Below are 12,194 nucleotides of genomic sequence, written 5' to 3'. Positions count from 1 at the left end.
CGGGCGTTGCCTTCAGTTCGCTGGCCGCGGCCTTACCACTTGGCGCCGGGATAGGCGCGCTGCAGCCATTGCATCTGGGTCAGCAGATGGCCCAGGTGCTCGGTATGCATTGCACCGGTGCGGCCGCCCTTGTGGGCAAAGCTGCTGTCCGGAACGGTCAAGGTCGCATCGCTCAGGATGCGGGAGATCAACGCGTCGTATTCTTCGCGCAGGCTCGCCGGGTCGGGCGCGATGCCTGCCTTGACCATTTCGGCGTCGGTCTCGTCCGACTGGAACATCTCGCCCACATAGGGCCACAGATAGTCCAGCGCCTCCTGCATCCGCCGGTGGCTTTCCTCGGTGCCGTCGCCCAGGCCGACCACGGTGTCGGCGGAACGCTCCAGATGATAGGCCACCTCTTTCGAGGCCTTCTCGGCAATTGCGGCGACCCGCTCGTCCGAGGATTTCATCAGCCGGCCCAACTGGATCGAATGCCAGGCGTCGAACAGGAACTGGCGCATCAGGGTGCGGCCGAAGTCGCCGTTGGGCACCTCGCACAGCAGCACGTTGCGGAAATCCCAGGCGTCGCGCAGGAAGGCGAGGTCGTCGGCGGATTTGCCTTCGCCCTGCACTTCACCGGCAAGGCCAAGCCACATCTGGGTCTGGCCGATCAGGTCCAGCGCGGTGTTGGCCAGCGCGATGTCCTCTTCCAGCACCGGCGCGTGGCCGCACCATTCACTGACCCGGTGGCCGAGGATCAGGGTGTTGTCCCCCATCCGCAGCAGGAACTGGGTAAATGCGTCGTCGCGGGTCATTACATTGCCCCCACTTCTTCGGGGATGTCGAAGAAGGTCGGGTGGCGGTAGACCTTCGACTCGGACGGCTCATAGAGCGGGCCCTTGTCGCTGGGCGAGGAGGCGGCGATGTGGTTCGCCTCGACCACCCAGATCGACACGCCTTCGTTGCGGCGGGTATAGACGTCGCGGGCGTTCTTGATCGCCATTTCGGCGTCCGGCGCATGCAGCGAGCCGACGTGGCGGTGGCTCATCCCGTGCTGGCCGCGGATGAAGATTTCCCAGAGGGGCCATTCGTTTTTCATGTCTCAAATCCTCCTGGCTGAGGGGGCGCTGCGCCGGGTCCCGGCAGGGGAGCGGAGCGCCGGAATGCTTGGGGTTACTCGGCGGCGTGCTGGCGCGCGGCTTTCTTCCTGGCGTGGGCCAGCAGGCCGTCGCGGACCCAGGCACCGTCGTCCCAGGCCTTGTTGCGGGCGGCGAGCCGGTCGACGTTGCAGGGGCCGTTGCCCTGGATCACGTCGAAGAACTCCGACCAGTCCGGGTCGCTGTAGTCGTAATGGCCGCGCTCCTCGTTCCACTTGATCGTGGGGTCCGGCAGGTCGAGACCGAGGAATTCGATCTGCGGCACCGTCTGGTCGACGAATTTCTGGCGCAGCTCGTCGTTGGTGTTGATCTTGATCTTCCAGGCCATCGACTGGGCGGAATGGACCGAGTCCTTGTCGGACGGGCCGAACATCATCAGCGCCGGGAACCACAGCCGGTTGACCGCATCCTGCGCCATTTTCTTTTGAGCAGGCGTGCCCTCGGCCATCTTGCGGATAGCGTCGAACCCCTGGCGGGCGTGGAAGCTTTCTTCCTTGCAGATGCGGATCATCGCGCGGGAATAGGGGCCGAACGAGGTCCGCTGCAGCGGCACCTGGTTCATGATCGCCGCGCCATCCACCAGCCAGCCGACTGCACCGATGTCGGCCCAGTTCAGCGTCGGGTAGTTGAAGATCGAGGAGTATTTCATGCGCCCATCAAGCAGCATTTCGGTGAGCTCGTCGCGCGACACGCCCATGGTCTCCGCCGCGCAGTAAAGGTACAGGCCGTGGCCTGCCTCATCCTGCACCTTGGCGAGCAGGATCGCCTTGCGCTCCAGCGTGGGGGCGCGGGTGATCCAGTTGCCCTCGGGCAGCTGGCCGACGATTTCCGAATGGGCGTGCTGGCCGATCTGGCGGATCAGCGTCTTGCGGTAGCCTTCGGGCATCCAGTCCTTGGGTTCGATCTTTTCTCCGGCATCAATGCGGGCCTGAAAGGCGGCCAGCTTTTCCGGATCGTCCTGGGTCGCTTCGGATTGGACCATCTGAGCATACATGTCTGGGACCTCCTCAGGGTTTCGTTAAACGCGTTCGAGGATCAGGGCGGTGCCCTGTCCGACGCCGACGCACATGGTGCAGAGCGCGTAACGCCCGCCGGTGCGCTGCAGTTGGTAGGCGGCGGTCAGCACCAGCCGCGCGCCGGACATGCCGAGCGGGTGGCCCAGTGCAATGGCACCGCCATTGGGATTAACATGGGGCGCATCGTCCGGAAGGCCAAGCTCGCGCAGTGTCGCAAGGCCTTGGCTGGCAAACGCCTCGTTCAGTTCGATCACGTCCATCTGTTCGATGGTCAGGCCGGTGCGGGCCAGAACCTTGCGGGTGGCGGGCACCGGACCGATGCCCATGATGCGCGGCTCGACGCCTGCGGCGGCCATGCCGACGATGCGGGCCATCGGTTTCAGACCGTTCTTCGCCGCAGCCGCTTCATTCGCCATCAGGATCGCTGCGGCACCGTCGTTGACGCCGGACGCATTGCCTGCGGTCACGGTCTTGTCCGGGCCGTTGACGCCCTTGAGGCCCGCCAGCTTCTCTGCCGAGGTGCCGGGGCGGGGGTGTTCATCGGTGTCCACCACCAGATCATCGCCCTTGCGCTGCGGGATGGTGACCGGGGTGATTTCGTCCTTGAAGATGCCGGCCTCATGCGCGGCGGCCCAGCGGGCCTGGCTGCGGGCGGCGAATGCGTCCTGATCCTCGCGGGAGACGCCGTAGTCGTCGGCCACGTTGTCGGCGGTCTGCGGCATCGAGTCGGTGCCGTACAACTCGTGCATTTTCTTGTTCACGAAGCGCCAGCCGATGGTGGTGTCGTAAACCGCATTGGCGCGGGTGAAGGCAGAAGTTGCCTTGGGCATCACGAAGGGCGCGCGGCTCATGCTTTCGACGCCGCCGGCGATGGCCATGTCATAGTCGCCCGCCTTGATCCCGCGGGACGCCATGCCGACCGCATCCATGCCGGAGGCGCAGAGACGGTTGATGGTGGTGCCGGGCACAGAGGTGGGCAGGCCCGCCAGCAGCGCCGCCATGCGGGCCACGTTGCGGTTGCTTTCACCGGCCTGGTTGGCATCGCCAAAGATCACATCGTCAAGGGAGCCCCAGTCCACGTCCGGGTTGCGCGCGGCGAGCGCGGCAATCGGCAGGGCGGCAAGATCATCGGTACGCACCTGGCTCAGCGCGCCGCCGTAGCGGCCGATCGGGGTGCGGGTGGCATCGCAGATGAAAGCATCCATGGGTGTTCGCGTCTCCTGTGGCGGCGGCGGGATAAGCCGACCGTTGGGTCGGTATTACGCCGGAAGATGATTCGCGGCAAGTGAAATGTAACCTGAAACTTTCACCTTTGAAAATTCTGTAACGTGTTGGGGCGGAACGCCCCCGCTGCCGCAGCGAACGCGGGGTTACAGTTGCAAGGCCAAGGCCTTGGCGGTCAGGCTGGCAGCAGGGGGCCGCCGTTTGCGGGCAAATCCGTGTATGCTGTGCACCGGATGGCGGCCAAGGGGAGGAGCAATGCCACAAGGACTGCGCATCGGCGGCGCTGCCGGGTTCTGGGGGGAGGCCGCCCTGGCCACGCCGCAGCTGCTGGCGGCGGGGGGCTTGGATGTCCTCGTCTATGATTACCTGGCCGAGATCACCATGGCGGTGCTGGCGCGGGCGCGGGCAAAGGATCCGCAGGCGGGCTATGCAACAGATTTCGTGACCGCGGCGATGGCACCGAACCTGGCGGAGATCGCCCGGCAGGGGGTGCGGGTCATCTCCAACGCGGGCGGCGTCAACCCGCAGGCCTGCGCCGCGGCCCTGCGGCAGGAGATCGCTGCGCAGGGGCTGGAACTGAAGGTGGCGGTGGTCGAAGGCGACGACCTGCTTGGACGCGCGGCGGAGCTGGCGGCGGCCGCGCCCGAGGATATGTTCACCGGCGCGCCGTTTCCGCCGCTGGAGGAGATCGCCAGCATCAACGCCTATCTCGGCGCCTTTCCCATTGCCGCAGCCCTGGACCGCGGCGCGGACATTGTGGTGACCGGGCGCTGCGTGGACAGCGCGGTGACGCTGGCGGCCTGCATCCACCGCTTCGGCTGGGGGGCGGCGGACCTGGACCGGCTGGCGGGCGGCAGCCTGGCGGGCCATATCCTGGAGTGCGGGCCGCAGGCGACCGGCGGCAACTTCACCGACTGGCAGGCGGCGGCTGCGGGCATGGCCGCGATCGGTTACCCCATAGCGGAGATCTGCGCGGATGGTTCGTTTGAGGTGACCAAGCCCGCGGGCACCGGCGGCTTGGTCTCCCGCGCGACGGTGGCGGAGCAGCTGCTGTATGAGACCGGCGATCCGCAGGCCTACGTGCTGCCGGATGTGGTCTGCGATTTCTCTGCCGTCACGGTGACGGAGACCGGGCCGGACCGGGTGCGGGTGGCCGGCGCCAGAGGGCGCGGGGTGCCGGGTGCGTATAAGACCTGCATCACCTGGCAGGACGGTTTTCGAAGCGGCCATTACTTTACCTTCTACGGCCTCGATGCCGAAGCCAAGGCGCGGGCCTTTGCCAAGGCGGCGCTGGCCCGGTCGCGGGAGGTTCTGCGGCGCATGAAGCTGCCGGATTTCAGCGATGTGAACATCGAGCTGATCGGCAGCGAAAGCCAGTTCGGCGGGCTGCGGCAGAGCGAGCCCGCGCGGGAGTTGGCCGCCAAGATCGCAGTGCGCCATCCGGAGGCCAGGGGAGTGGGCGTGTTCCTGAAGGAGGCAGTGGGCCTCGGCCTGTCGGCGCCGCCGGGGCTTAGCGGGTTTGCAGGCGCGCGGCCCCGGCCGTCGCCGGTTCTGGCCTTGTTTTCCTGCCTGCTGCCCAAGGCAGAGGTGCCCGTGACCGTGCGGGATGCGGCGGGCACCTGCGCTGTGCCTGCGGCGGCGGGTATCCCGGTGCAGACGGCGGAGCCGCCTGCGCCGCCGCCGGTGCCGCAGGCGAAGCGGCTGGCGGAGGTCCCCTTGATCCGCCTCGCCTGGGCGCGCAGCGGCGACAAGGGCGACATCGCCAATATCGGCGTCATCGCGCGCCGGCCGGAGGTGATGCCCTGGATCTGGGAGGCGCTGAGCGAAACTCATCTGCGCCGGGTGTTCGGGCATTTCTGGGACGGGCGGATGGAGCGGTTTTATCTGCCCGGCAGCCACGCGATGAACATTCTGCTGCACGGCGCGCTGGGCGGCGGCGGCACGTCGTCCTTGCGCAATGATCCGCAGGCCAAGGGCTATGCGCAATTGCTGCTGGCGGTGCCGGTGCGGGTGGATGCGGACTTGCTGGAGGCAGCGGTATGATGTGCGCCGGGCGGAAGGCCAATTGGGAAAGCAGTTCATGAGTGAATTCCAGACCAAAATCAGCCCGGACAGCGAAACCTTCGCCCGAAACCGCGAAGACATGCTGGCGCTGGTCAAGCGAATGCGCGATTTGGAAGCCCGCGCGGCAGCGAAATCCGAAGAACGCCGCCCGGTCTTCGACAAGCGCGGGCAGCTGTCGCCGCGGGAGCGGGTCTCGGCACTGCTGGACCCTGGGCTGCCGTTCCTGGAACTGTACAACATGGCCTCCTACCTGGTGGATGATCCGGACCCGGACACCTCGATCCCCGGCGCCTCGATCATCCTGGGGATCGGGTATGTCGAGGGCGTGCGGGCGATGGTCTTTGCCGATGATGCCGGGATCAATGCGGGGGCGATGACGCAGAAATCGGTGGACAAGGCGCTGGGCGCGATCGCCATCGCCGAGCGGCAGAAGCTGCCCTTCATCCATCTGGTGGAAAGCGCCGGGGCTGACCTGATGCGCTACACGGTGGAGCTTTGGGCGCATGGCGGCGGCATGTTCGCGGGGCTGGCGCGGCTGTCGGCGGCGGGCATTCCGGTGATCACGGTGCTGCATGGCGCCTCCACCGCGGGCGGGGCCTATCAGCCGGGGCTGTCGGATTATGTGATCGGGGTCCGGGGCAACGGCATGGCAATGCTGGCGGGCGCGGCGCTGGTGCAGGCGGCGACCGGCGAGACGGCGCAGGACGCGGACCTCGGCGGCGCGGAGATGCATGCCGCAACCACAGGCCTGGTGGAGTATCTGGCCGCAAATGACGCCCATGGCATCGAAATCGCCCGCGAGGTGGTGGCCGGGCTGGGCTGGACACCCTGCGGGCCCGCGCTGGCGGATTACGCCGAGCCGGTGCTGCCGCCTGATCAGATTGCGGGCGTGGTGCCGGTCGACTACCGCACCCCCTGCGACATGCGGGAGGTGGCGGCGCGGATCGCGGATGGCTCGGACTTGCGCGAATTCAAGCCGGATTTCGGTCCGGCGACGCTCTGCCTGCAGGCGCGGGTCATGGGGCAGCCGGTTGGCCTGCTCGGCAACAACGGCCCGCTGGACCCGGACGGGGCGGCCAAGGCCACGCATTTCCTGCAGGCGATGGACCAGGCCGGCACGCCGGTTGTCTTTTTGAACAACACCACCGGTTACATGGTCGGCACCGCCTCAGAGCGTGCGGGCATGATCAAGCACGGCGCCAAGATGATCCAGGCGGTGACCAATCTGCGGGTGCCGAAGATCGCCCTTTATACCGGGGCCAGCTTCGGGGCGGGGAATTACGGCATGTGCGGCTATGCCTTCGGGGCCGATTTCCTGTTCACCTGGCCCAATGCGATGACCGGGGTGATGGGCGGCGCGCAGGCGGCGCTGACGATGGAGCAGGTCGCCCGGCGCACGGCCGAACGCAAGGGCGTGGAGGCGGACGAGGCGCGGCTGGCGGGGCAGCGCGCAAAGATCACTGCGCATTTCGACCGGCAATCGGATGCCTTCTACACCTCGGGGCGGGTGCTGGACATGGGGATGATCGACCCGCGCGACACCCGGGCGGTGCTCGGCTTCTGCCTGCAAACCTGCCAGGAGGCGCGGGCGCGGCAGCTGAACCCCAACAGCTTTGGCGTGGCGCGGATCTGAGGGGGGCGGGATGAGCAGTTTTGACACGATCCTGGTGGCCAACCGCGGCGAGATCGCGCTGCGGGTGATGCGCACGGTGCGGGCGATGGGGCTGAAAAGCGCTGCGGTTTATACCGATGCGGATGCCGGCAGCCCGCATGCGGATTTTGCCGGTACCGCCATCCGCATCGGCGCGGGCCCCGCGGCGGACAGCTACCTTGCGATAGACAAGATCATTGCGGCAGCCCGGGAGGCGGGCGCGGGCGCGGTGCATCCGGGCTATGGCTTCCTGTCGGAAAACGCGGAATTCGCCCGCGCTTGTGCGGCTGCCGGGCTGGTCTTTATCGGCCCTGCACCGGAGGCGATTGACCTGATGGGAAACAAGGCCGCGGCCAAGCGCAGGATGCTGGCGGCGGGTGTTCCCTGCGTTCCCGGATATGAGGGTGCGGATCAGGCGGCGGATGTGCTGGCGGCAGAAGCGGCGCGGATCGGCTTTCCGGTGATGATCAAGGCCGCTGCGGGCGGCGGCGGCAAGGGGATGCGGCTGGTGCGGCAGGCGGCGGATTTCGGCGCTGCACTGGATCTGGCCCGCAGCGAGGCGCTGGCCGCCTTCGGCTGCGGGGATGTGATCCTGGAAAGGGCGCTGCTGCATCCGCGCCATGTGGAGGTGCAGATCTTTGGCGATGCGCATGGCACTGTGATCCACTTGGGCGAGCGCGACTGCTCTATCCAGCGCCGCCATCAGAAAGTGGTGGAAGAGGCGCCAAGCCCGGCCGTGGACGCAGCCTTGCGCGCCCGGATGGGGGCGGCGGCGGTCACGGCGGCGCAGGCCATCGGCTATCAGGGGGCGGGCACGGTCGAGTTCCTGCTGGACCGGGACGGGGCGTTCTATTTCCTGGAGATGAACACCCGGCTGCAGGTGGAGCATCCGGTGACGGAGATGATCACCGGCCTGGACCTGGTGGAACTGCAGATCCGGGTGGCGCGGGGTGAGCCCTTGGGGCTGGCGCAGGGTGATGTGCAGCTGGAAGGCCACGCGATCGAGGCGCGGCTCTATGCGGAGGATGCGGCGCAGGGCTTCCTGCCGCAATCCGGGCGGATCGCCCATTGGCAGCCGCCCTGCGGTGACGGTGTGCGCGCCGATAGCGGGATCGTTTCGGGGCAGCAGGTGCCGGCATTCTACGATCCGCTGCTGGCCAAGCTGATCGCGCATGGCCGCACCCGGGCAGACGCGCGGCTGCGCCTGATGGCGGCGCTGCAGGACTGCGTGCTGTTCGGGCCGGTGTGCAACCGGGATTTCCTGCTGCAGGTGCTGGCGCATCCGCAGTTTGCGCAAGGGGATATCACCACCGCATTCATCGCCAGCCATTTTCCGGACGGGCTGGCGGTGGCGGTGCCCTCCAGCATCTGGGCGCTGGGTGCAGCCCTGATCCACCGGGCGGAACAGCAGCGCTGCGCCGCCGCGGCGGGCGGCGTGGCAGCGGAACTGCTTGGCTGGTCGAGCCGGGGCAGCCTGCACGCCTTTGTCGGGCTGAGCTGCAACGGCGAGACCCAAAGTGTGCAGGTGAGCGATGAGCCGGGCCGGCTGCGCGTCGCTGGCCCCGGGTGGCTGCACCGCGTGACGGGAGAGGGCGAGGGCCTGCGGGTGGACGGCAGGCGGGCGGACCTCAGGTCCTGGCGGCTGGTGGGGGACAGGCTGCAGGTCGCAACTGCTGCGCAGATCGTCACCTTCACCCGCCAGCGGGCCACCTGCGGCGCGCAGACCGCCGGGCAAGCCGGGCAGGTCGTTGCGCCGATGCATGGGGTTGTCCGGGACATCTGCGTGGCAGAGGGGGACCGGGTCGCCGCGGGCAGCCGTCTTGCGGTGATGGAGGCCATGAAGATGCAGCACGAGATCCGGGCGGCCGCGCCGGGTGCCGTTGCGGCGGTGGCGGTGCGTTCCGGGGCGCAGGTGCAGGCGGGACAGGTGCTGCTGGTGATCACCCCGCAGGAAGACGCCGGCACGTGATCCCGCAGCCGCCGGGTTCAGGTTTCTGCAGGGGGCCAGCTGCCGCGATACTGCAAAACATCGTTGAGGTACTGGCTGTCCTGAACCTGAAAAAAGGTCTGCCCTGCCGGTTCAAAGCCGTGCCGGAGATAGAAGGCAATGGCGCGCGTGTTCTGCGCGTTGGCCGCAAGCCACGGCGCGTCCCAGCCTTCTGACCGGCAAGTCTTTAAACCGGCTTCCAGAAGATGCCGCCCGATGCGCCTGCGCTGATGCCGGGGCTGGACATAAAGCGTCGAAATCTCGGTGCGCGAGGGGCCGCCCGCCGGGCTTGGCCTGCCATGGCTGATACGGATGCAGCCGTCGATACCTTCCTGGTTTTGCGAAACGATCAGGCGTTCGGCAGGGTTTTGCAAGGCACCGGCAAAATGGTCCGGCGTGTAGGTGGAAAGGACGTAATCCGAGAACAAGCGGTTGATGCCGTTGCGCAAATAAGTGCCCAGCCAGACCTCTATGGACAGGGCGGCCAGGCTGGAACAGTCGTCCTGGGTCGCGGGCCGCAGGGAAACGGCGTGCAGTTCCGGGGTCATGATGGCTTTCTGAAACAGTCTCACAATGTGCTCCACTGTTCGGCTGCATTGGCCGGGCAGTCAAGGAAACACCCTCGTCAAGGTTGCTTCACCTGTTTATCAATGTGGCAGCACTGTGCGGGAGGCGCCGATGAACATCCTCTACATCATGTTCGACCAGCTGCGGTTCGATTACCTGAGCTGCGCGGGCCATCCGCATTTGCAGACGCCGCATATCGACGGGCTGGCCGCCAAGGGCGTGCGCTTCACCCGCGCCTATGTGCAGTCGCCCACCTGCGGCTCGTCCCGGATGTCGAGCTATACCGGGCGCTACCCCTCCAGCCACGGGGTGCAGTTCAACAGCTACCCCCTGCGGGTGGGCGAGTGGACGATGGGAGACCATCTGCGCAAGGCGGGCATGGGCTGCCACCTGATCGGCAAGACGCATATGGTGGCGGATGCGGAGGGGATGCAGCGGCTGGGGCTGGCGCCGGACAGCGTGATCGGCGTGCGCCAGTCGGAATGCGGCTTTGACCCCTGGGTGCGCGATGACGGGCTGTGGGCGGAAGGGCCGGACGGGTTCTATGACAGCAAGCGCAGCCCCTATAACGAATACCTGAAGGGCAAGGGCTATCCGGGTGAAAACCCCTGGAGCGACTTCGCCAATGCCGGGGTGGAGGGGCAAGACATTGCCTCGGGCTGGTTCATGGTCAATGCGGACAAGCCCGCCAACATCGCCGAGGAAGACAGCGAAACCCCTTGGCTGACCACGCAGGCGATGGAGTTCATCGCGCAGGCCGAAGGCCCCTGGTGCGCGCATCTGAGCTATATCAAGCCGCATTGGCCCTATATCGTGCCGGCACCCTATCACGATATGTACGGGCCGGAGCATGTTTTGCCGGCGGTCCGTTCGGACGCGGAACGCGAGGATGCGCATCCCGTCTTTGGCGGCATGATGAACAACATGATCGGCAAGACCTTCAGCCGCGATGAGGTGCGCGAGAAGGTGATCCCCGCCTATATGGGTCTGATCAAACAGGCCGATGATCAGATGGGCCGCCTGTTTGCCTGGCTGGAGAAAACCGGCCGGATGCAGGACACGATGATCGTGGTGACCTCGGACCACGGGGATTACCTGGGCGACCATTGGCTGGGTGAGAAGAACCTGTTCCACGAGCCGTCGATCAAGGTGCCGCTGATCATTTATGACCCGCGCGCTGAGGCCGATGCCACCCGCGGCACCACCTGCGATGAGCTGGTGGAGGCCATTGATCTGCTGCCCACCTTCCTGGAGGCGGCGGGCGGCGAACCGGCGCCGCATATCCTGGAAGGGCGCTCGTTGATGCCGTTGCTGCGCGGCGAAACCCCCAAGTGGCGGGACTATGCGATTGCCGAGTTCGACTATTCCACCATGCCGCTCTGCGAAAAGCTGGGGCTTGAGCCCAAGGACGCACGGCTGTTCATGGTGACGGACAAGCGCTGGAAGTTCATGCACGCCGAGGGCGGGCTCAGGCCGATGCTGTTTGACATGGAAAACGACCCGGATGAACTGGCGGACCTGGCCAAGGGCGGCGGACATCAGGGGATCATCGACCTGATGTACAGCCGTCTGCTCGAATGGGGGCTGAGGATGTCGCAGCGGATCACCCTGTCCGATGCGCAGATCACCGCGCGCCGCGGCACTTCCGGGCGCAAGGGGATCCTGCTGGGGGTTTATGAGGCCGATGAGGCCGCGCCCGAGCTGACGGCGAAGTACCGCGGACCGGTGCCGCGATAACCGCCTGGCATTTTCACCTTTTCACAAATACTCCGGGGGAGCCCGCAGGGCGGGGGCAGCGCCCCCAGCCTGCGTTGCCAAGCGGCGGAGGGGCGCCTAAATTGGCCGGAAACGCACAAAAGGCGGCACAATGGCAGGGCAGACGGAACAGGTTCTGAACGCAATCCTGAGAGATATCGAGACCGGCCGGCTGGTGCCCGGCGCGCCGCTGGAGGAGAGCGAGCTGGTGGAGCGTCACGGGGTGTCGCGCACGCCGGTGCGGGAGGCCTTTATCCAGCTGGAAGCGATCGGGCTGATCAGGCGGCTTCCGCGCAAGGGGGCGGTGCTGTTCAAGCCGACGCTGGAGGAGTTTCTGGCCATTCTGGAGGTGCATGCCCGGCTGGAGGGGCAGGCGGCGGCGCTGGCGGCGCGGCGGCTGTCTTCGGCGCAGGCCAGGGATCTGGAGGCGGCGGTGGCCGCCTGCGAGACACACGCGGCGGAGAAGGGCGATGGCGATCCGGCCGGGTATTATCAGCTGAACCTGCGGTTCCACGCCTGTGTGGCGGAAGGGTCCGGCAATCCGTTTCTGGTCGAGATGATCAAGACCAATGCGCGCAAGCTGATGGCCTATTACCGGGCGCGCTACCGCTATCCCGGGGTGATTGCACAGTCGGCGAGGGAGCACCGGGAAATTGCCGCGCTGATCCTTGCCCATGACCGGGAGGGCGCTGAGGCGGCAATGATTGCGCATGTGCAGTTCGATCAGGTCACGGTGATGGATCTGCTGGCGGCGCTGGGCTGAAAGCGCGCTGAACGGCGCCTTGCGGCCCCGT

At 66.8% G+C, this 12,194-nt stretch carries 10 protein-coding genes; 5 read left to right on the top strand and 5 right to left on the bottom strand.

Features of this window, described 5'->3' with window-relative positions; all coding sequences use genetic code 11:
• Positions 1 to 32: 32 nt before the first annotated feature.
• The 4 genes from paaC to pcaF form a co-directional block, all read right to left on the bottom strand.
• Positions 33 to 794, bottom strand: a complete 762-nt coding sequence (gene paaC, locus DAEP_RS0110105; protein ID WP_027244568.1) for a 1,2-phenylacetyl-CoA epoxidase subunit PaaC — start codon at positions 792 to 794, stop codon at positions 33 to 35.
• Positions 794 to 1,078 (bottom strand): 1,2-phenylacetyl-CoA epoxidase subunit PaaB, encoded by a 285-nt coding sequence (gene paaB, locus DAEP_RS0110100; RefSeq protein WP_008557866.1) that lies wholly within the window; start codon positions 1,076 to 1,078, stop codon positions 794 to 796. Before paaB ends, paaC begins: the two co-directional genes overlap by 1 nt.
• Positions 1,079 to 1,152: 74 nt before the next feature.
• Positions 1,153 to 2,130, bottom strand: coding sequence for a 1,2-phenylacetyl-CoA epoxidase subunit PaaA (paaA, locus tag DAEP_RS0110095; protein WP_008557480.1), 978 nt, complete (start codon positions 2,128 to 2,130; stop codon positions 1,153 to 1,155).
• A 24-nt stretch (positions 2,131 to 2,154) separates the two neighbouring features.
• Positions 2,155 to 3,357, bottom strand: a complete 1,203-nt coding sequence (gene pcaF, locus DAEP_RS0110090; RefSeq protein WP_027244567.1) for a 3-oxoadipyl-CoA thiolase — start codon at positions 3,355 to 3,357, stop codon at positions 2,155 to 2,157.
• A 274-nt stretch (positions 3,358 to 3,631) separates the two neighbouring features.
• Between pcaF and DAEP_RS0110085 the strand changes: the two genes are divergently transcribed.
• Genes DAEP_RS0110085 through DAEP_RS0110075 form a run of 3 tightly spaced genes read left to right on the top strand, consistent with a single transcriptional unit; the run spans position 3,632 to position 9,060 of the window.
• Positions 3,632 to 5,419, top strand: a complete 1,788-nt coding sequence (locus DAEP_RS0110085; protein WP_027244566.1) for an acyclic terpene utilization AtuA family protein — start codon at positions 3,632 to 3,634, stop codon at positions 5,417 to 5,419.
• Between the two features lie 37 nt (positions 5,420 to 5,456).
• On the top strand, positions 5,457 to 7,073 hold the full coding sequence (locus tag DAEP_RS0110080; protein WP_027244565.1) for an acyl-CoA carboxylase subunit beta: 1,617 nt from the start codon (positions 5,457 to 5,459) through the stop codon (positions 7,071 to 7,073).
• Between the two features lie 10 nt (positions 7,074 to 7,083).
• Positions 7,084 to 9,060: an ATP-binding protein gene (locus tag DAEP_RS0110075; RefSeq protein WP_027244564.1), complete on the top strand. Its 1,977-nt coding sequence runs from the start codon at positions 7,084 to 7,086 to the stop codon at positions 9,058 to 9,060.
• A gap of 17 nt (positions 9,061 to 9,077) precedes the next feature.
• On the opposite strand, the gene DAEP_RS0110070 is transcribed toward DAEP_RS0110075, so the two are convergent.
• Positions 9,078 to 9,527: a GNAT family N-acetyltransferase gene (locus DAEP_RS0110070; protein WP_342665821.1), complete on the bottom strand. Its 450-nt coding sequence runs from the start codon at positions 9,525 to 9,527 to the stop codon at positions 9,078 to 9,080.
• 229 nt (positions 9,528 to 9,756) lie between these two features.
• Here DAEP_RS0110070 and DAEP_RS0110065 point away from each other — a divergent pair, with 229 nt between their 5' ends.
• The gene (locus tag DAEP_RS0110065; RefSeq protein WP_027244562.1) at positions 9,757 to 11,382 is read left to right on the top strand and encodes a sulfatase-like hydrolase/transferase; all 1,626 of its coding nucleotides are present in this window, start codon (positions 9,757 to 9,759) and stop codon (positions 11,380 to 11,382) included.
• A gap of 130 nt (positions 11,383 to 11,512) precedes the next feature.
• The gene (locus DAEP_RS0110060) at positions 11,513 to 12,163 is read left to right on the top strand and encodes a GntR family transcriptional regulator (RefSeq protein ID WP_027244561.1); all 651 of its coding nucleotides are present in this window, start codon (positions 11,513 to 11,515) and stop codon (positions 12,161 to 12,163) included.
• Positions 12,164 to 12,194: the final 31 nt, after the last annotated feature.

This window comes from Leisingera daeponensis DSM 23529, from assembly GCF_000473145.1.
Classification (GTDB): Bacteria; Pseudomonadota; Alphaproteobacteria; order Rhodobacterales; family Rhodobacteraceae; genus Leisingera; species Leisingera daeponensis.
The sequence above is the reverse complement of the archived record's forward strand: the minus strand, read 5'-3'. Positions and strand labels throughout refer to the sequence as shown.